The organism is Arthrobacter liuii (genome assembly GCF_014639275.1).
Classification (GTDB): domain Bacteria; phylum Actinomycetota; class Actinomycetes; order Actinomycetales; family Micrococcaceae; genus Arthrobacter; species Arthrobacter liuii.
The window spans coordinates 296,286-315,275 of sequence record NZ_BMFW01000004.1 but is presented as its reverse complement, the minus strand read 5'-3'; the positions used below and the strand labels follow the sequence as shown (position 1 = coordinate 315,275).

The window sequence follows — 18,990 nt, the reverse complement described above, 5'->3', positions numbered from 1 at the left end:
GCGCCGGATCCGCCAAGCCCCCCACGGCACCCATGTTCACAGCCATCATGTGGCCAGATTGGGCCCACCAATTGCTGCCGGTCGCATGCACCGCTCCGACACGCCGAGAGGCCTCCAGAATCGACAGGCCGCCGCACACCAAATCAACAAACTCAGTGCGGGCATTCGACGGGAACAACTTGACCATCTAACGCTCCATCAATCAGAGCGTTGCAACGACCCTATGACTTTGCCGCACGGGGATTGCCGTTAAGTCCCATCTCGCGGGGGCGGACGACGGCGGGACGCGCCTTTCGTGCCGGACCTAGCCCTGAGCGGCCGCAGCTGCCTTGGCTGCGGCCGGAAGGGCGTCGTAGATCCGGTTCATGGCATCGTCGTCGTGGGCGGCCGAGAGGAACCAGGCCTCGAAGACCGACGGCGGCAGGTAGACCCCGGATTCCAGCATGGAGTGGAAGAACGGCGCATAGCGGAACGCCTCCTGCGCCTGGGCGTCGGCGTAATTGTGGACGCCGTTGGCCGAGGTTCCGAAGGCCACCGAGAAGAGGTTTCCGGCGAACTGGATGGAGTGGTCCACGCCGGCGGCATCCAGTGCAGTGGACAGGGCGGAGGACAGCTCCAGGGACCGGACGTCGATGAACGAGTAGACATCCCGGGTGGCGTTGGTCAGGGTGGCCACTCCGGCCGCCATCGCCACCGGGTTTCCGGACAACGTGCCGGCCTGGTAGACGGGGCCGGTGGGTGCCAGGTAGTCCATGACGTCGGCACGCCCGCCGAGGGCCGCCGTCGGCATGCCTCCGCCGATGACCTTGCCGAAGGTGAGCAGGTCCGGGGTCCACGGTTCCTCTGCGTCCGGCGCACCGCCGGTCAGGCCCCAGTAGCCCGAGTACCCCGTGCGGAAGCCCGTGAGGACCTCATCGATGATGAGGAGCGCGCCGTGCTCGCGGGTGATCCGTGAGAGGCCCAGGTTGAACCCTTCGGCAGGGGTGACCACGCCCATGTTGGCCGGGGCGGCTTCGGTGATGACGGCTGCGATGTTCTGGCCGTGAACGGCGAAGGCTTCCTTGACGGCAGCGAGGTCGTTGTAGGGCAGCACCAGCGTCTCTGCGGCGGTAGCCTCCGTAACGCCGGCAGATCCCGGCAGGGCGAGGGTTGCCAGGCCTGAGCCTGCTGCGGCCAGGAGCCCGTCGAGGTGGCCGTGGTAGCAGCCGGCGAACTTGATGATGAGGTTGCGGCCGGTAAAGCCGCGGGCCAGCCGGACGGCGGTCATGGTGGCTTCGGTTCCGGTGGACACCATCCGAAGACGCTCGACGGCGGGAACGCGCTCCTGGACGATGGCCGCCAGGTTGGCCTCATCCGGAGTGGAGGTGCCGAAGGAGAGGCCGCGGTCGACGGCGGCATGGACGGCCTCCAGCACGGCCGGGTGGGCGTGGCCCAGCAGGGCCGGCCCCCACGAGCAGACCAGGTCCACGTATTCCTTGCCGTCGGCATCGGTCAGGTACGGCCCCTTCGCGGAAACCATGAAGCGCGGCGTCCCGCCGACGGAGCCAAAGGCCCGCACTGGCGAATTGACTCCGCCCGGCATCAGCTGGCGGGCGCGGTCGAAGAGTGCCTCGTTGCGAGGATTGCTGGAAGTCATGGTTCCTATTCTCTCAGTTAACCAAGCGGCAAAGTCAGCCAAGCGGCTCAGTCAGCCGGCGAGCAGCTCCGCCACCCGCGGCGCTACCGCCGTACCCATCAGTTCGATCGAGCGCATCATGGCTGAGTGCGGCAGCGGACCGTTGCTGTATTTCAGGTCGAAGCGGTCGACGCCCAGGTTCCGTTTCAGCCGGACGATCTTTTGCGCCACGGTTTCCGGCGATCCGACGTACAGGGCGCCTTCGGACGAACACAGGGCATCGAACTCGCCGCGCCCGGCCGGACCCCACCCGCGCTCGGCCCCGAGCTTGTTCCGCAGTTGCAGCCAGTGCGGGAACAGCTCTTCCCGGGCCTGCTCATCCGTGTCGGCCACATGGCCGGGCGAGTGCGTGGCCATCTGCTGCATCGGGTGCCCGTACTTGGCCATCGCCTCGCGGTAGAGGTCGGCCAGGGGCCGGAAGCCGCGCGGCTTGCCGCCGATGATGGCGAAGATGATGGGATAGCCGTACTGGGCGCAGCGGAGGACGGATTCAGGCGTTCCGCCCACCCCGATCCATGTGGGCAGCAGGTGGTGTTCCAGGGGCGGGTAGGCGCTCAGTCCGTGCAGCGCCGGCCGGGTCCGGCCCTCCCAGTGCACGGGCTTTTGCGCCCGGACCTTGTCGAACAGCTCGAGTTTCTCTTCGAACAGAAGTTCATAGTCTGCCAGGTCCAGCCCGAACAGCGGGAAGGACTCGATGAACGATCCGCGTCCCAGCATCACTTCCGCCCTGCCGTTGGAGATGGCGTCCACGGTAGCGAAGCGCTGGAACACCCGGATGGGATCGTCCGAGCTCAGGACAGTCACGGCGGAGCCCAGCCGGATCCGGGACGTGCGCGCCGCGGCTGCCGCCAGGAAGACCTCCGGCGCTGACACGGCGTAATCCTTGCGGTGGTGCTCCCCCACGCCAAAGGCATGGAGGCCGACGGCGTCCGCCAGTTCCGCCTGCTCCAGCAGCTGGCGCAGGACCTGGGCATGCGGTTGCGGGCTGCCGTCCGGATTCGCGCCGATGTCCCCGAAGGTATTCAGGCCGAGGAGGATGCCGTCCTCCCCCACGGGTGCGGTGGGGTCCCCACCAGTCCGGTCCGTCACCGGGATTCCTTCAGCCAGCCGGCCAGTTCGGCGGCCCAGTACGTGAGGACCATGTGGGCTCCGGCCCGGCGGATGCCCAGCACGGATTCGGTGATGGCGGCGCGGCGGTCGATCCAGCCGTTGGCGGCAGCAGCTTCGATCATCGCGTATTCGCCGGAAATCTGGTACGCGGAGACCGGCACCGGGCTCATCGCGGCAACATCGGCCACGATGTCGAGGTAGCTCATGGCGGGCTTGACCATGATGATGTCGGCACCCTCAGCCAGGTCCAGTTCCACCTCGCGCAAGGCTTCGGTGCGGTTGCCGGCATCCATCTGGTAGGTCCGCCGGTCGCCCTTGAGCTGGGAGTCCACGGCTTCGCGGAACGGCCCGTAAAACGCCGAGGCATATTTGGCGGAGTACGCGATGACGGATGTATTGACGTGGCCGGCCTCGTCCAGGGCTGACCGGATGGCGGCGATCTGGCCGTCCATCATCCCGGATGGGCCCAGCATGTGGGCGCCGGCCTCCGCCTGTGCCACGGCCATCCGGGCGTAGATTTCCACGGTACGGTCATTGTCTACGTACCCGTCGGCGTCGAGCACTCCGCAGTGGCCATGGTCGGTGAATTCGTCCAGGCAGACGTCGCTCATGATCACCAGGTCATCGCCCACTTCGGCGCGGACGTCGCGGATGGCCTTGTTCAGGACGCCGTCCGGGTCCAGGGAGGCGGTGCCTTCGGCGTCGCGGGTTTCCGGGATGCCGAAAAGCATGATGCCGCCCAGGCCCAGCTCAACGGCTTCCGCGGCGGCCCGCTTCAGGGTGTCGGTGGTGTGCTGGACCACGCCCGGCATGGACGTGATGGGGTTGGGTTCGCTGAGCCCCTCCCGGATGAAGGCGGGAAGGATGAGTTCTGCCGGGGCAAGGCGTGTTTCGGCGGTGAGCCGGCGCATGGCGGGGGTGGTGCGCAGTCGGCGGGGGCGTTGGTTGGGGAAAGTCATGGGTCCTGTCCTTCGCGATTGTCGGGGAGCTTCATGGAGGGGAAAGGTGCTGGCTTGGTCAGGGCGGGTTGAGGGCCTTCGCCACGGCTGCCACGAGCCCATCCGGTGTCGGATCGGCCGCCACTGAAGCCACCCCCAGGCCGAGGGCAGCAGCCTGGTCCGCCGTCGAACGGCCAATCACCACCAACCGGCAGCCGCCCAGCGGACCAAGGGTGGCAATCCGGCGCACGGCGCTCGGCGACGCGGCGATCACGGCGGCAATGCGCCCTTCGCCAATGTCCCAGGCCGCGGTTTCCGGCGTCAGGAGGGAGTACGACGACGGCTGCCGGCCGGCGTCGACGCCTTCCGCCTGTACGGCGAGCCTTCGCTCCGCTGCCGCCGGATAGTCGACGGTGCGGTAGGCAGCAACGGCGGTAACAGCGCCGCCCGCCGCTGCCAGGCCCTCGGCCAGCGTGCCGGCAGCGATGTCTGCCTGCGGCAGCAGGATCCTTCCGCCGCCGGACCATGCAGTGAGCAGGCCGGCAGCCGACTGCTCGGCTGGAACGAGTGCGACGTCCAGTCCGCCCGCCTCCAGCAGTCTCCGGGTCGCGGGTCCGATGGCCGCAATCCGCGTCCCCGGAGGGACCAGGCGGTCCAGGCCGAGGCCCCGCTCGGCCGCCTTTTCCATCAGGACGTGCACGGCGGTGGCACTGCTGACCACCAGCCAGTCGAAGGCACCCGCTGCCAGCACATCGCAGGCCACATCGAGTGCAAGCTGGTCCGGGGCCCGTTCGAAGTCGATGAGCGGAAGGAGTACCGGCGAAGCGCCGGCTTCTTCCAGGGCATCCACCAGTGCGCCCGAGCGTTCCGGGCTGCGCGTGACCAGTACCCGGGCTCCGCCAAGCGGCTTGTCGGATCCGGATCTGCTGGAGGGCTGCGTCATCGCCAGGTCAGGACGCCTGCAGGTCTGCGATGTCGGCGGCCCCGGAGGCAAGGAGTGCCTCGGCCAGTTCGATGCCCAGCAGGGTGGCTCCGACTTCCGTGAGCCCGTCCGTGGCCCGCTTGTCCCGGACGGTGGCGGTGCCGTCGACGGCGCACACCACGGCCTCCAGGTGCAGCATGCTGCCGTTCCGGTAGGCGTAGGCCCCCACCGGAGCTGCGCAGCCTGCTTCGAGCCGGGCCAGCAGGGCGCGTTCCGCCGTGACGGCAAGGCGGGTATCGGGGTCGTCCAGTGCGGCAAGTGCCTGGGACAGGACTTCACGGGAACCTTCAGCCGAACCGGGTTTTGGCGGCGCGTCTGCCGTCCGGCATTCGATGGCCAGTGATCCCTGGCCGGCCGCGGGCAGCATGACGTCGGTTTCCAGGTATTCGGTGACGACGTCCAGCCTGCCGATCCGTTCCAGGCCGGCGGCCGCGAGCACCACGGCGTCCAGGTCGCAGGATTTCCCGGGCACTACCTGGTCGGTGGAGTTGCCGGGCAACCCGGGCACGCGGCCCAGGCGGGTGTCCACGTTGCCGCGGATATCGACGATGTGCAGGTCCGGGCGCGCCGCCCGCAGCTGTGCCGCACGCCGGGGCGAGCCGGTGCCCACACGGGCCGCGGCTGGAAGGTCGGCCAGCTTCAGTCCATCGCGGGCGCACAGGACGTCGCGGACGTCCACGCGGCGCGGCGTGGCGGCAAGGCTGAGCCCTACTGCTGCACCGGTCGGGAGGTCCTTGAGCGAGTGCACGGCGACGTCGCACTCATCGCGCAGCAGGGCGTCGCGCAGGGCAGCGACAAAGACGCCCGTGCCGCCCATTTGGGACAGCGACCCCGTCAGGACGTCGCCGTCTGTGCGGACGTGCACCAGCTCCACCGGGAAACCTCCGACGGCGGCCAGTTGGTCGGCGGTCTGCTGGGTCTGGGTGAGCGCCAGCTTGCTGGCGCGGGTGCCAATACGGACTGTCACAGCTGGGCCGTTTCCCCGGAGGTGCCGGACGGGTACGGGTCATGGCCGGTGCCTACGGTGGTGTCAGCCCCTGCGATGGTGGGCTTTTCGCCGCGGAAGTTGGCGCAGCATCCGGGACGGCAGACGTCATACCAGGGACCAAGATCCGTGACGGCGGGGCGGTCGCTGATGTTGTTGGCCACCGTCCGCTCGCAGATGAGGTCCACCAGGCCATCAACGAACTTCCGGTGCGTCCCGGGGGTGGGGACGCGGGTGGCCGCCAGGCCCAGGTTGGCGCAGGTTTCCATCGCCTCGGTGTCCAGGTCCCAGACAACTTCCATGTGGTCGCTGACGAAGCCGAGGGGAACGATGACGATGCCCTTGACTCCCTGTCCACCCAGGTCCTCGATGGCGTCATTGATGTCCGGTTCGAGCCACGGCACGTGCGGGGCGCCTGAACGGGACTGGTACACCAGGGACCACGGTGCGGTCAGCCCGGATTCGCCCTGGACCCGCTCGATGACCGCGGCGGCATTGGCGAGGTGCTGTGCCACATAAGCGGACCCTTCCTCGAACTCCCGCGGCTCACCCTCGGACCGGCCCGCTGCTTCGGCGTCTCGGGTGGGGATGGAGTGGGTGGCGAACAGGATGTGGATGGGTGCGTCCGGGGTGCCGGCCGCAGCGAGCTTGGCGCGGACCTCGGCCAGGCCGGCGGCGGTCCCTTCGACGAACGGCTCCACGAAGCCGGGGTGGTCGAAGTACTGGCGGACCTTGTCCACTTCCAGTTTGCCGTCCAGGCCGGTTTCGGTCAGCGCCATGCCGATGTCCTCGCGGTACTGGCGGCAGCTGGAGTAGCAGGAGTAGGCACTCGTGGTGAGCATCAGCACCCGGCGGTGTCCGGCGTCGTACGCTCCCTGAAGGGTCTCAGGGATGTAGGGCGCCCAGTTGCGGTTGCCCCACAGCACGGGCAACTCGATGCCGCGGGCTAACAGTTCGGCTTCCAGCGCAGCCTTCAGCTCGCGGTTCTGCTGGTTGATGGGGCTGATGCCGCCGTTGGCGCGGTAGTGGTGCGAGACTTCCTCAAGCCGCTCGTCCGGGATCCCCCGGCCGCGGGTGACGTTGCGGAGGAACGGGATGACGTCCTCCTGGCCTTCCGGGCCGCCGAAGGAGGCGAGCAGGACGGCGTCGTAGTTCTTGGGGGCCATGCGTCCGGCCTCAGTTACCGGGTTGACCGCCGTGGCGGCCTGCTGTTCCGGGCTCATGCGAGAACCTCAGCAACCTCGTCTGCGGAGATGCGGCGTCCGGTATAGAACGGCACTTCCTCCCGCACATGGTTGCGCGCCTCGGTGGCGCGGAGGTGCCGCATCAGGTCCACCAGGTCCACCAGTTCCGGCGCTTCCAGGCCCAGGATCCACTCCCAGTCGCCCAGGGCGAAGGAGGAAACGGTGTTGGAAATGACCTGCGGGAAGTCCCGTCCCAGCAGTCCGTGGTCTCGGAGCATCTTGCCGCGCTCGGCGTCCGGCAGAATGTACCACTCGTAGGAGCGGACGAACGGGTAGACGCAGAGCCATTCGGCGGGAGCGACCCCGCGGGAGTAGGCCGGCGTGTGGTTCTTGGCGAACTCGGCCTCGCGGTGGACGCCCATGGCGGACCAGACGATCTCGGTGCCGGCAAACAGGGTGCTGCGGCGGATGTCGCGGATGGCCTGCTGCAACGCTTCCGGCTTGGGGCCGTGGAGCCACACCATGACGTCGGCGTCGGCGCGCATCGCAGAGACATCGTAGCTGCCCCGGTGCGTGACGCCTGCTGCAGCGAGCCGCTCCAGCAACGCTTCGAAGTCGGCGGCGGCATCCGCGCTGCGGACCACTGCCTCCGACCGCTTGAACACCGTCCAGAGGGTGAAGAACTGCTCGGCTGATTCTTCGGTTTTAGTGACAGATTCGGCAGAAGTGTGGCTCATGGTTACAAGTTTGCCCCTTCGTTACCCCCAAGTCGAAACCAAAGAGTTCTACAGCTCGTAGAAGTGAGGAAAGTCACATGGGCGGGTGCAGCAGGCCGTTCCGCGCCGCATCCCTAGAGGCGGCGCATGCGCAGGAATACCAGCCCCGCCGCGGCGCCCACGCCGACCAGGCCGGCGCCCAGCCACACCAGCGCATCGGGCATGTCGGGCAGCGGTCCCGTCGAGGAAACCGCGCGGGCCGGACTTGCGGGTGCAGCGACGGCCTGCGGCACGCGGGGGGATGGGAATTGCCCTGCACTGCCGGACTGACGGGAGTCCCCGGCCGCCAGGGATGAGGGAGAAGACGCTGAACCCGGGCCGCTGGCTCCGGATCCTCCGGCCGCACTGCCGTCGGCCGCCGCACCGCCGGCCCCCGTACCGGGCGTTCCGGTTGGCCCGCCGAATGCCGCCTCGGTGCCCGCACCGGACGCGGAAGCTGACCCTCCCGGGACTGTCCCGGTCCCCGGTCCAGGGGCGCGAGGAGCTTCCGCCATGGTCGTCGGCGGGGCGCCTGCCGCCGGGGACGTGCCGGCGGCAGGGGCAGCGCCCGGCGCCGACGCTGTGGCAGGCCCGGACTGGGTTGCCGTCCCTGGCGGGTTTGTGGACCCCGGCTGGGCTGACGCCGGGGAAGATGCCGTGGCGGCCGGTGCCGTGGGCCTGGTGGCCTGCCCGCCGGGCGCCAAAGGCGTCCCGGAGGCCAGCGGGAGCGGGAGGTCGGGAAGGGCGCCAACCGACGCGCCGTCTGTAGCCGTCGCCGTCCACGTGCTGGAAGATGTGGCCTTGACTGCCGGCAGCAAGGCACCAGGCACGGCAAGGATGGATGTGTTCCTGGCATGCGCGGCACCAGCGGCCGGGCTTGCGGGAGTCGGCTCGCCGGCTGCCTGTCCACCATGTTCCTGTCGCCCCGCTGCACTGTTTCCGTCGCCCTGCTGTGCTCCCTGCGCACCGGGACCGCTTTGACGGACAGCCGCGGAAGCGCCAAACGCCGCAGCAGCTGGACCTGGTGCTATGTGGGCCGCAGGGTCTTGGGGAGGGGCAGCCGCGTCATCGGCCAAGGACGCCTGTACGCCGGTGGAAAGAACCAGTACCGCTCCGACGGCCGCGGCTGCGGTACCGCGTCGGAGTCCCCCATGGATACCGGTCCGGGACATGGAAAGCTCGGACCTGTGTTGAAGCATAGTCATCGACCCTAGCCAGAACGCTTGGCCGATTGGAAACCGGGAAGCACGGCGCGCCGCGGAAGGGTCGAGGCTGGCCACCAGGGCCGGCCCGCTGACCAGCAACGATGCTCAGGCAACGTCCAATTGGTCGATTTGCTCACGTGTGTCGGCCACGACGGCGGCCAGTCCGTTCCCGGCAACCCAGCCGCCCACGACCGCCAGGCCGCCGGCGGCGGTGCAGGCCTTCCGGATCTCTGCCGCACGCGCGCGGTGCCCCACAGCCGCGAAGGGCAGGGACCCGCGCCACCGGACAACGTCCCAGCCCTGCACGTCGTCCCCCGTGACCTGGACGCCCAGGAGGGCGGAAGCATCACGCAGGGCGGCCGCGAGAAGCTCAGCATCTGTTTCGGGGCCGCGCGGCTGGGCCGAAGCGCCGTCCACCCGGCCGTAGGAAAGGCGCACCACGTGGCGCCCAGGGCCGGCAGCGGCCGCGAGCCAATCCCATTTGCCCGTGGCGTGCGTCAGCGCCTTCGCTTCGATGCCCGGCGTTTGCGGGGCCACCAGGACCCCTGTTCCACGGGGGCGCCGGTCCAAATCCGGTTTGTCCACCACCAGAGTGACCAGCTTGACGTCTGGGCCCGACGCCGGCTGCCTTCCTGCGATGGCCGGTACCGCCGCTTCCAGCAGCCCGACGGCGGCCGGGCCGTCCACAGCCATGACCAGCAGGGTTGTGTTGAAGGTCGCTCCGGCCGCTCCAACACGCCAGCCTTCCGATACGCGGCTAACGGATGCCGCGGCGGTGTCCGCCAGGAGCGTGACGCCGCGGCGACGGAGATCTGCCACCAAAGCGTCCACCAGGGTGTGCATGCCGCCTTCAAGGCCAGCGACGGCGGAACCTGCCTTGGCTGGTTTACCCTGCGCAGCCGTGCCAGCGGTGCCGGCGGAAAGGCGACGCTGCGCTGATACGGCGGCAGCGAGGGAACCATGTTGACGCAAGCCTGCACGGAGTCCGGGAGCCACCATGTCGACGTCGAGCAGGCCGGGATCGGCTGAGTGCACGCCGCCCACCACCGGCGAGACCAGCCGCTCCAGCACCCGCGAACCCATCCGCGCCCGGACCAGCGCGGCGACGCTGGTAACGCCCGCGCCGGCTCCCACGGAGGAGGGCAGCAGCCTGTCCAGTGAGGCGCGCAGCGACCCCAGGGTGCCCAGGGTGCGGCGGACCTCTGGATCCCAGGGGTTGGCGGGGATGCCCAGGAGCCCGGTCCTGGGAAGTTCCCGGGGGCCGCCCGGAAGCTGCACCCAGGCACCGCCGGGACGGGGAGGGACGATCATGCCGCCCAGGCCGAGTTCGGCACACAGCCCGGCGACGGCGTCGGACCGCGTGGCGAAGGACTCAGCGCCGCTGTCCAGGGTGAGTCCGGCTACCGTATGGCTGCCCACACAGCCGCCCCACGCCGGCCCCGCCTCCAGGACGGTCACGTCATGGCCGGCCGCGGCGAGTTCCCGTGCGGACAGCAGCCCGGAGATCCCACCGCCCACCACGAGCGCCGTGCCGGGCTTCGCCGGAGGACTGCCCATGGCTTACTCCGGCGAGATGGAGTGGATGAGCTCCACCACCCGGGTCAGGACGTCAGGGTCCGTTTCGGGCGGTACTCCGTGGCCCAGGTTCAGGACGTGGCCGGGGGCGGTGGCGCCTGCGGCGATGACCTCGCGGACGTGGGCTTCCAGGACCGCCCAGGGGGCTGCCAGCAGCGCGGGGTCGATGTTCCCCTGCAGCGGCACGGTTCCGCCCAGCCGGCGGTTCGCTTCGTCGAGGGGCAGCCGGTAGTCGACGCCCACCACGTCCACGCCGACGTCGCGCATGGCCACGAGGAGTTCGGACGTGCCGGTGCCGAAGTGGATGAGCGGAGCACCGAGGTGCCGGACATGGTCCAGGGCACGGGCCGACGCCGGTGCAACGTATTTGGTGTAGTCACCCAGTCCCAGCGAGCCCGCCCAGGAGTCGAAGAGCTGGGCGGCGGAGGCGCCCGCCTCCAGCTGGGCCTGGAGGAACATGCCCGAGGCATCGGCAGCCCAGTTGGCCAGCGCGGCCCAGGTTTCCGGGTCCGCGTGCATCATGGTGCGCGGGCCCAGGTGGTCGCGTGACGGTTTTCCCTCCACCATGTAGGCGGCCAGGGTGAAAGGCGCACCGGCGAAACCGATCAGGGGCGTTTTGCCCAGTTCCGCAACCGTGAGGCGGACGGCCTCGCGGATGGGCTCCAGTGCCTCCCAGGTGAGCTGTGGCAGGGCGGCAACGTCGGCCGCCGTGCGGACAGGCTTCTCAAGGACAGGACCCACCCCGGGCACGATGTCCACGCCAACCCCCGCAAGCTTCAGCGGGATGACAATGTCCGAAAAGAAGATGCCGGCGTCCACGTCGTGGCGACGGACGGGCTGGAGCGTGATCTCCGAGGCCAGTTCCGGCCGGAGGCAGGAGTCCAGCATGGCGATGCCCTCGCGCACCTTGAGGTATTCCGGCAGCGACCGGCCCGCCTGCCGCATGAACCAGACGGGACGGCGGGACGGCTTGCCTCCGCGGTAGGCCGTGATCAGCGGTGAGTCCGCTGTGCGGCCGTCCATCAGTGGATGGTCTGCGGCGAGGGCGCCGGCAGCGGAGACGGCAGGGCTAGGAGTCATGCTTTTGATTGTGCCGAAAAAGAGCTGCAAAAGATAACGACAACCTGTCGCTTACAACGCGGGAACCAGGCTGGTGGCGCGGATCACTGGACAGTGTGGCGATTATCCTTTCCGGTGGTTGTTCTACCGGGCACCGAAAAAGCTATGATTGGTCTGCTGTGGTTCTTTTCTCATTGGTGGCTACACACGCCGACATCGATCTTGAAACCGTTGCTCAGTTGAGCAACGGTTCCTCCGGGATTGCCGCATCCGCTCTCACCGAATCCCCCGCTGTGGCAGGGGCGGTGGTCCTGGCCACCTGCAACCGGTACGAAATCTACGGTGAGGCGCCCAACCCCAACGACGTCGAAGCGGCGCGGGCGGCCCTCGTATCCCGGATCAGCGAAGCCAGCGGACTGGCCGAACCCCTCGTGTCGCGTTCGTTCAGCACACGCACCGGACCGGAGGTAACCCGGCACCTGTTCGCTGTCAGCGCGGGACTCGACTCCGCCGTCGTGGGCGAACGCGAAATCGCCGGCCAGGTGCGCCGCGCCCTGATCACGGCCCAGCATGACGGCACCGCCAGCGCTGGCCTCGTCCGGCTCTTCCAGGCAGCCTCGAAGACCGCCAAGGATGTGGGGGCGCAGACAGCCCTCGGCTCCCGCGGCCTTTCCATCGTCTCGGTGGCGCTGGACCTGGCGACTGACCTATCCGAAAGCCCGGACTGGTCCAGCAAGAAGGTGGTGGTCTTCGGGACCGGCGCCTACGCCGGCGCCACCATGGCACTGCTGCGCGAACGCGGCTGCACGGACATCTCCGTCTTCTCCTCTTCCGGCCGGGCCGAAGGATTCGTGGCCTCGCGCGGCGGAACTGCCCTGGACGCGGACTCGCTGCGGTCCGCTGTGGCCGGCGCCGACGTGATGATCGGCTGCAGCGGATCGGATACCCGGGTTGAGGCCGACGAACTCGCCCAGGTCCGCTCAGGATCGCGGCAGCCCCTGATCGCGATCGACCTGGCCCTCACCCACGACTTCGACCCCGCAGTCGGCGAGCTGGACGGCGTGGAACTGCTCACCCTGGAGTCCGTGCGCCTTGCAGCACCGCAGGAACAGGCGGAGTCACTCGCCCAGGCCAGCGGCATCGTCAAGGGTGCCGCCAGGGCCTTCGAGCAGGAACGCGAAGCGCGCTCCGTCGATTCAGCCATCGTTGCCCTGCGGCGCCACACCATGAATGTGCTGGACGCGGAGATGGAAAAGGTCCGCGCACGCCATGGCTGCACCGCTGCCGCCGAAGAAGTCGAGTTCGCGCTCCGCCGCATGGTCAAGCAGTTGCTGCACGTTCCCACGGTCCGCGCCCGTGAACTCGCCGCGAACGGCCAGCAGGATGACTACGTTGCCGCGCTGGAGGCGCTCTACGGCATCACCGTCGAACAGCCGGCCGCCTCCCCCGCCGCGGCCGGGGCCGAGTGCCCGGTTGACCACAAGGGCCGCGAAACCGCCTGACCCCCGGCTTCAAACGCCCCATCACTTCCTGCCCTTCATAAGGCAACGCCCCATCGCTTCCCTGAAAGAAGTGATGGGGCGTCTTTGGGAGAGGCGCGGAAAGTGATGGGGCGTCCGGGTCAGTAGACGGGCTTCTGGGGTTCCACGTCGCGCACCCAGGCCAGGATCCCGCCGTCGAGGTGGCTGACCCGCAGGTAGCCGGCCTCCCTGGCCGCAGCCAGCACGTTGGCGGACCGCGTCCCGGCCTTGCAGTGGAACACAATGTCCCGGTCCTGCGGGAGTTCATCCCACGCTTCGCCCGCCAGGATCCGTCCCTGCGGAATCAGCTTGGCCCCATCAATCCGGACGATGTCGAACTCCCCGGCCTCGCGCACATCCACCAGCTCAAAGTCCTTGAGGCCGGCGTTCCGCGACACCAGCATGGTGGCCAGTTGGGCGGCGGTGACGGTATGTTCCGTGTCCGCCTGAGACACCGGGGCGATGCCGCAGAAGGCCTCGTAGTCGGCGAGTTCCGTGATGGGTTCAGCGGCAGGGTCCTTTGACACCCGGATCTCGCGCCAGCTGCCGCCCAGGGCGTCAAACAGTGCCACGCGCCCCAGCAGGGAACGTCCGACGCCGGTAATCAGCTTCACCGCTTCAGTCACCATGAGCGATCCCACGGCGGCGCACAGCATGCCGAAGACGCCGCCTTCACCGCAGGAAGGTACGGAACCGGCAGGCGGAGCCTCGGGGTACAGGTCGCGGTAGGTGGGTCCATGCTTCTCCCAGAACACGCTGACCTGGCCGTCGAAACGGAAGATGGAACCCCACACGTAAGGCTTGCCCAGGATGGCCGCGGCGTCGTTCACCAGGTACCGGGTGGCGAAGTTGTCGGCACCGTCGAGGATGAGGTCATACCCGCTGAACAGCTCCAGCGCATTGGACGCGTCCAGGCGCAGGTTGTGCAGCCTGACATCCACCAGCGGGTTCAGCTCAGCGATGGCATCGCGCGCTGATTCGATCTTGGGCCGGCCCACATCGCTGACGCCGTGGATTACCTGGCGCTGCAGGTTGCTCAGGTCCACCACGTCATCGTCGACGATCCCGATCGTGCCAACGCCCGCCGCGGCAAGGTACAGCAAGGCGGGGGCACCCAGGCCGCCGGCGCCGATCACCAGCACCCTGGCGTTCTTGAGCCGCCGTTGGCCCGGGGCACCGATCTCCGGAATGATCAGGTGGCGCGAGTACCGTTCCACCTCGGCGGGGGTCAGCTCGGCAGCCGGCGCCACCAACGGATCGAGGGTGGGGGTTGCAACATTTGCGGTGAAAGACGAAGCCATACTTCAATGTATGCCCCGGGATACCGCCGGGTCATATTACCCCGCAGTAAAGTGAAGGGTAACTGCAATGGAAAGAAGGACAACTGTGGTCCCTGAAGCACGGGCTGACCGCCCGACCGCCGCCGAACCGCACACTGCCTCCCGCCCCGCAGGCCAACGGTCCGCCCGGCTGCCCCGGGATGAGCGCCGCGCACAACTTCTTGCTGCGGCACAGGAGGTGTTCGTGGCCAACGGCTACCACGGCGCCGCGATGGACGAAATTGCAGAGACAGCCCACGTGAGCAAGCCGGTGCTGTACCAGCACTTCCCCTCCAAACGCGACCTGTACATCGCGCTGCTGGAAAGCCACCTGGCGTCCCTGACCGAACTGATGCTGGGCGCCCTGAACTCCACCACGGACAACGACGAACGCGTCCAGGCCGTCATGCGCGCATACTTCCACTTCATTGCCAGTGACGACCAAGCCCACCGCCTGGTGTTCGAATCCGACCTGATCAACGATCCCGATGTCAGCTCGCGGCTGGAAACCTTCAACCGGACCTTTGCCGACGCCATTGCCCGGGTCATCGCCGAGGACACCAAGCTCCCCCACCTCGAAGCTGAGCTCCTGGGCCGTGGCCTGGCCGGCATGGCGCAGGTCAGCGCCCGGTACTGGCTGGAAACGGACGGCAACCTGGACCTCGATGTGGCCAGTGACCTCATCTACCGTTTAGCTTGGCGCGGAATCTCTCGCTTCCCCAAAGAGTCCTAGACTACAAATAAGACATCATCGACGAACTTCACAGGCTGGGAGGCCCCCTTGGAAATTAAGATCGGCGTTCAAAACGTTGGCCGCGAAATCGTACTGGAATCGGCCCAGGACGCGGAAACGGTGGCCAAAGTTGTTGGCGAAGCCATTAACGAAGGCAGCGAACTGCGCCTGAAGGATGACAAAGGACGCCTGATCATTGTTCCGGGCAACGCACTGGCATACGTGGAAATCGGTGCCGAAGAGGTACGTCGCGTCGGTTTCGGCCAGTTCTAGTCCCCGGCTCCAAGGAGATCCATGCTTTCGCTGACCATCGTGGTGCTGGCCACCGTGGCCGCCGGCTTCGTCGTCTGGGCCAATGACAAGCGCCATTCCAAGTACGGCGCGGCCCTCCCGGCCGGCATCGCCGTAGGAGTTGCAGCGCTGGCATGGATCATCCTGATGGCAGCGGGTTTCGGCTACCTGCCCGGGCTGACGTGGCTCCCGTGGATCCTGCCCGTGGTCCTGGGCACTGCTGCGGCCATCGCCGCCGTCGTCTACCTGGGCCGTACACGTGCGCGGCACGACACGGAACGGCTCACAGCTGTGCTGCGCCGCTGANGCTGAGCAGTCGCTGAGTAACGGCCCGCCAGCGGTCGCCGCCAGTACGTCACAGCTGTGGCCACCACCCCGCGAGGGTGGTGGCCACAGCTGTGACGTCCAGGGTCAGAGGAACTCTGCCCGGCCCTCCATCGCCGACGATGCAAGGGCGTGCTCCCGGCGTGGGATGCGCCCGGCAGCCCTGGCCATCCGGCCAGCGATCACTGCATGCTTGAACGCCTCGCCCATGAGGGCCGGGTTCTGGGCGCGCGTCACGGCGGTGGCCAGCAGGACGGCGTCGCAACCCAGCTCCATGGCCAGGGCGGCATCCGACGCCGTGCCGATTCCCGCGTCCAGGACCACCGGGACCGAGGCGCGCGAAATGATGAGCTCAATGTTGTGCGGGTTCAGGATGCCCAGTCCGGTGCCGATCGGGGCTCCCAGCGGCATCACGGCGGTTGCACCGAGGTTCTCCAGCCGCAGCGCCAGCACGGGGTCGTCGTTGGTGTAGGCGAAGACCTTGAAGCCGCGGTTCACCAGCTGCTCTGTTGCCTCCACGAGCTCCACTGCGTCCGGGAGGAGGGTTTGCTCGTCGGCGATGACCTCCAGTTTCACCCAATCGGTCTCCAGGGCCTCCCTGGCGAGTTCCGCTGTGAGGACCGCGTCTCTGGCTGTGAAGCAGCCGGCGGTATTGGGCAGCACCCGGATTCCGTGGTCCACCAGCAGCTGGAAGAGCGATCCGGTTTCCGCGGTGGAGTAGCGGCGCATGGCCACGGTGGTCAATGCGGTGCCGGAAGCCAAGAGCGCGGCGCCCAGGCCGTCCAGGCTGGGCGCGCCGCCGGTGCCCATGATGAGCCGGGATCCGAGGGCCACGCCGTCGATCACCAGGGCGTCGTCGGGACCGGCATGGCCGGCCGGGTTGATGGTGCTGGTTTCGGTCATGGCGTCAGCCTCCCTGTACTGCTGTGACGAGTTCGATGTCGTCGCCCTCGGCGAGCGCCGTGGCGAACCATTGGCTGCGCGGGACCACTTGGGCGTTGTGTGCGACGGCGACGCCCAGTTTCCCGCCATCCGTCGCCTGTCCGTTCTCAGCCAGCGGGCGTCCGGTGACCTGGCTGATGAGCGTGGTGATGGAAGCGCCGTCCGCTAATTTGTGCGGGCTTCCGTTGAGGGTGATGTTCACGCTGTCTCCTTGATGTGGGGGCTTGGGGCGGCCGCGACGGACCGGGAGAACCGCTCCGGGCTGAAGGGCGCCCAGCGGGGATCGGCCTTTCCGTCCAGCAGTGCCGTGCAGATGGCTGCAGCGGCGGGAGTGAGCAGCACGCCATGCCGGAAGAAGCCGGTGGCGATGATGAGTCCCGGCACGTGCCCCGCCTCCGGGGCGCCGGAGCCCGGGTGCACTGGCAGCCGGCCCAGCAGCGGCGCGTTGTCGGGGGTTCCCGGGCGGGCACGCGCGGTGCATTCCACGAGTTCAAGTTCAGCGACGGCGGGCACCAGCGCCTGTGCGTCCCGCAGCAGCTGGTACACGCCCCCGGCGCTTACTGCGTCGGAGAGGGCGTCCTCCCGCTGGGTGGCTCCGATCACCACGGTCCCGTCCTGCCGCGGAACGATGTACACCGGAACCCCGTGGACCAGGCCACGCACCGTTGCGGTCACCAGGGGCTGAAGGTGGCGGGGAACCGCAAGGCGGAGGATGTCCCCATGCACGGGCCGCAGGGGCAGCTCGAGGCCTTCGGGCAGGCCGCGGAGGGCCCCCGCCTGCAGGCCGTTCGCTACCACTGTTTCCGTCGCAAGGACGGTGCCGACGGTGGCGAGGCGGGCACCGGCGACCGTTCCGCCCTCCCAAAGGAGCCCAACTGCCCGGTCCGGCACTGCGTAACCGTCCACCGCCCCGGCAACCGCCAGTTCCGGCAACTCCCGCGCCGTGCCGGCGAGGCCCAGCCGCAGGGCTGCCACCAGGCGCCTGGGATCCACCTGGTGGTCCGCCGGCGTATCCAGGGCGCAGGCGATGGCGGGGCTGAGGAGCGGCTCACGTGTCCGGGCCTCCCGCACTGTCAGTGTCTCCACCGCCAGTCCGTTGGCCTGCTGCACCGCGCGGAGATCCATCAGTGCCCGGCGGTCAGCCGGGTCGGCACCCACGGCGAGTGTCGGCGTCGTAAGGTATCCGGGATCGGCGCCGGTTGCACCAGCGACGCCGGCGGCAAACGCAGGCCAGCGCGATGATGCCTCCAGCATCAGTTCCAGGAGATCCTCCTCCTGGTAGTGCAGTTCGCTGACGGGGGCCAGCATGCCGGCGGCGGCCCAGCTGGCACCGGCACCGGGTGCATCATCGATAAGGACCACAGTGCGTCCGGAACGCTGCACCTCCCAGGCGATTCCGTGCCCAACCACTCCCCCGCCGATAACGGCGACGTCGGCCCGGACGGTGGAATGGATGGCAGCGGCGGGCTCGGGGTTGGTGTCAATGGGGGTACGCATACGGTTCCTTCCCTACGCCGGTATTAACCGGATCAGGTCAAGCGGTCGGCTCTGACGCCCTCTCAGCCCGGCGCTTTGTGACAGCTGCCGCGGGCTCCCGCAGTACCAGCCCAGTTTAGAGGAACTAGGCTTGCAGGCATGAATGTGTCCCCCTCATCCCTGCCCGCCGGCCCCCACGCTCCAGCCACCGAGGTTGTCAATGCACGGGACAACGATGCGCTGCAGGCAGCCCGCCTGTACCTCTGCACCGATGCACGGCGTGGGCGCGGCGACTTTGCGGAATTCGTGGACGCTGCGTTTGCAGGCGGGGTGGACATCATCCAGCTGCGCGACAAGGCCATCGAGGCGGCCGAGGAACTGGACCTCCTGGCGGTGCTGAAGGAGACTGCAGTACGGCACGGCAGGCTGTGGGCCGTCAATGACCGCGCAGACATCGCGGTGCTGTCCGGGGCACCGGTATTCCACATCGGCCAGAAGGACCTTCCGTTGGCCGCGGCCCGTACGCTGGTCAACGGCAACGCGGCCATCGGCCTATCCAGCCACACCACTGAACAGGTGGACGCCGCCCTGGCAGCAACTGCCGGCCCGTCAGGGCTGGACTACTTCTGCGTGGGTCCCGTCTGGGCCACGCCCACCAAACCCGGCAGGGCCGCCGTCGGCCCCGAACTGGTGAAGTACGCGGCCAAAGCCTCCCGGCAGGTGGCGGATCCTGTGCCGTGGTTTGCCATTGGCGGCATCGACCACGGAAACGTCCGCGAGGTGGCGGAAGCGGGCGCGCGGAGGATCGTGGTGGTCCGGGCCATCACCGAGGCCGCCGATCCTGCGGCCGCAGCTGCCTCCCTCCTCGACGCACTGGACGCCGCAGGTTCCTGAGCCTGCTTAACCCCGGACTTGGG

20 protein-coding genes and 1 riboswitch are annotated in these 18,990 nt (G+C 68.5%); of the genes, 5 read left to right on the top strand and 15 right to left on the bottom strand.

Annotation, left to right across the window (positions count from 1 at the left end; all coding sequences use genetic code 11):
- The 11 genes from IEW19_RS23440 to hemE form a co-directional block, all read right to left on the bottom strand.
- On the bottom strand, positions 1 to 187 hold a 187-nt coding region (locus IEW19_RS23440), incomplete at its 3' end, for a hypothetical protein (RefSeq protein ID WP_229748370.1).
- A gap of 117 nt (positions 188 to 304) precedes the next feature.
- The gene (gene hemL / locus IEW19_RS07365) at positions 305 to 1,636 is read right to left on the bottom strand and encodes a glutamate-1-semialdehyde 2,1-aminomutase (protein ID WP_188570990.1); all 1,332 of its coding nucleotides are present in this window, start codon (positions 1,634 to 1,636) and stop codon (positions 305 to 307) included.
- 51 nt (positions 1,637 to 1,687) lie between these two features.
- On the bottom strand, positions 1,688 to 2,764 hold the full coding sequence (locus tag IEW19_RS07360; RefSeq protein ID WP_188570989.1) for an LLM class flavin-dependent oxidoreductase: 1,077 nt from the start codon (positions 2,762 to 2,764) through the stop codon (positions 1,688 to 1,690).
- Positions 2,761 to 3,744 (bottom strand): porphobilinogen synthase, encoded by a 984-nt coding sequence (hemB, locus tag IEW19_RS07355; RefSeq protein ID WP_188570988.1) that lies wholly within the window; start codon positions 3,742 to 3,744, stop codon positions 2,761 to 2,763. The genes IEW19_RS07360 and hemB overlap by 4 nt, the downstream gene beginning before the upstream one ends.
- Before the next feature lie 58 nt (positions 3,745 to 3,802).
- Positions 3,803 to 4,666 carry a uroporphyrinogen-III synthase gene (locus tag IEW19_RS07350; protein WP_188570987.1) on the bottom strand — a complete coding sequence of 288 codons (864 nt, stop codon included), beginning with the start codon at positions 4,664 to 4,666 and terminating at the stop codon, positions 3,803 to 3,805.
- 7 nt (positions 4,667 to 4,673) lie between these two features.
- Positions 4,674 to 5,672 carry a hydroxymethylbilane synthase gene (hemC, locus tag IEW19_RS07345; RefSeq protein ID WP_188570986.1) on the bottom strand — a complete coding sequence of 333 codons (999 nt, stop codon included), beginning with the start codon at positions 5,670 to 5,672 and terminating at the stop codon, positions 4,674 to 4,676.
- On the bottom strand, positions 5,669 to 6,913 hold the full coding sequence (locus IEW19_RS07340; RefSeq protein ID WP_188570985.1) for a ferrochelatase: 1,245 nt from the start codon (positions 6,911 to 6,913) through the stop codon (positions 5,669 to 5,671). Before IEW19_RS07340 ends, hemC begins: the two co-directional genes overlap by 4 nt.
- Positions 6,910 to 7,611, bottom strand: coding sequence for a hydrogen peroxide-dependent heme synthase (hemQ, locus tag IEW19_RS07335; RefSeq protein WP_188570984.1), 702 nt, complete (start codon positions 7,609 to 7,611; stop codon positions 6,910 to 6,912). The genes IEW19_RS07340 and hemQ overlap by 4 nt, the downstream gene beginning before the upstream one ends.
- A 113-nt stretch (positions 7,612 to 7,724) precedes the next feature.
- Positions 7,725 to 8,459 carry a hypothetical protein gene (locus IEW19_RS07330; RefSeq protein ID WP_188570983.1) on the bottom strand — a complete coding sequence of 245 codons (735 nt, stop codon included), beginning with the start codon at positions 8,457 to 8,459 and terminating at the stop codon, positions 7,725 to 7,727.
- Between the two features lie 480 nt (positions 8,460 to 8,939).
- Positions 8,940 to 10,391 (bottom strand): protoporphyrinogen oxidase, encoded by a 1,452-nt coding sequence (hemG, locus tag IEW19_RS07325; protein ID WP_188570982.1) that lies wholly within the window; start codon positions 10,389 to 10,391, stop codon positions 8,940 to 8,942.
- Positions 10,392 to 10,394: 3 nt separating this feature from the next.
- Positions 10,395 to 11,489, bottom strand: a complete 1,095-nt coding sequence (hemE, locus tag IEW19_RS07320; RefSeq protein WP_188570981.1) for a uroporphyrinogen decarboxylase — start codon at positions 11,487 to 11,489, stop codon at positions 10,395 to 10,397.
- Positions 11,490 to 11,647: 158 nt separating this feature from the next.
- Between hemE and IEW19_RS07315 the strand changes: the two genes are divergently transcribed.
- Positions 11,648 to 12,970 carry a glutamyl-tRNA reductase gene (locus IEW19_RS07315; RefSeq protein WP_188570980.1) on the top strand — a complete coding sequence of 441 codons (1,323 nt, stop codon included), beginning with the start codon at positions 11,648 to 11,650 and terminating at the stop codon, positions 12,968 to 12,970.
- A 119-nt stretch (positions 12,971 to 13,089) separates the two neighbouring features.
- Here the strand turns inward: IEW19_RS07315 and moeB are convergent, their stop codons facing one another.
- Positions 13,090 to 14,289, bottom strand: coding sequence for a molybdopterin-synthase adenylyltransferase MoeB (gene moeB / locus IEW19_RS07310; protein WP_188570979.1), 1,200 nt, complete (start codon positions 14,287 to 14,289; stop codon positions 13,090 to 13,092).
- A gap of 85 nt (positions 14,290 to 14,374) precedes the next feature.
- Here moeB and IEW19_RS07305 point away from each other — a divergent pair, with 85 nt between their 5' ends.
- From IEW19_RS07305 to IEW19_RS07295, 3 genes are read left to right on the top strand one after another with little or no spacing between them, the layout of a single operon-like run.
- Entirely contained in the window at positions 14,375 to 15,040 is a 666-nt protein-coding gene (locus IEW19_RS07305; protein ID WP_188570978.1) for a TetR/AcrR family transcriptional regulator, read from the top strand.
- Positions 15,041 to 15,088: 48 nt separating this feature from the next.
- Entirely contained in the window at positions 15,089 to 15,313 is a 225-nt protein-coding gene (locus IEW19_RS07300; protein WP_188570977.1) for a DUF3107 domain-containing protein, read from the top strand.
- A 21-nt stretch (positions 15,314 to 15,334) separates the two neighbouring features.
- Positions 15,335 to 15,637: a hypothetical protein gene (locus tag IEW19_RS07295; RefSeq protein WP_188570976.1), complete on the top strand. Its 303-nt coding sequence runs from the start codon at positions 15,335 to 15,337 to the stop codon at positions 15,635 to 15,637.
- Between the two features lie 105 nt (positions 15,638 to 15,742).
- Here IEW19_RS07295 and IEW19_RS07290 read toward each other — a convergent pair whose 3' ends face one another.
- The 3 genes from IEW19_RS07290 to IEW19_RS07280 all read right to left on the bottom strand — a co-directional run bounded on the left by IEW19_RS07290 (position 15,743) and on the right by IEW19_RS07280 (position 18,094).
- Positions 15,743 to 16,558 (bottom strand): thiazole synthase, encoded by an 816-nt coding sequence (locus tag IEW19_RS07290; protein ID WP_188570975.1) that lies wholly within the window; start codon positions 16,556 to 16,558, stop codon positions 15,743 to 15,745.
- 4 nt (positions 16,559 to 16,562) lie between these two features.
- On the bottom strand, positions 16,563 to 16,799 hold the full coding sequence (gene thiS / locus IEW19_RS07285) for a sulfur carrier protein ThiS (RefSeq protein ID WP_188570974.1): 237 nt from the start codon (positions 16,797 to 16,799) through the stop codon (positions 16,563 to 16,565).
- Positions 16,796 to 18,094 carry an FAD-dependent oxidoreductase gene (locus IEW19_RS07280; RefSeq protein WP_188570973.1) on the bottom strand — a complete coding sequence of 433 codons (1,299 nt, stop codon included), beginning with the start codon at positions 18,092 to 18,094 and terminating at the stop codon, positions 16,796 to 16,798. The genes thiS and IEW19_RS07280 overlap by 4 nt, the downstream gene beginning before the upstream one ends.
- Positions 18,086 to 18,205, bottom strand: a riboswitch (TPP riboswitch). It overlaps the preceding gene by 9 nt.
- A gap of 27 nt (positions 18,206 to 18,232) precedes the next feature.
- Here IEW19_RS07280 and thiE point away from each other — a divergent pair.
- Positions 18,233 to 18,967, top strand: a complete 735-nt coding sequence (thiE, locus tag IEW19_RS07275) for a thiamine phosphate synthase (protein ID WP_188570972.1) — start codon at positions 18,233 to 18,235, stop codon at positions 18,965 to 18,967.
- The last annotated feature ends 23 nt before the right edge of the window (positions 18,968 to 18,990 follow it).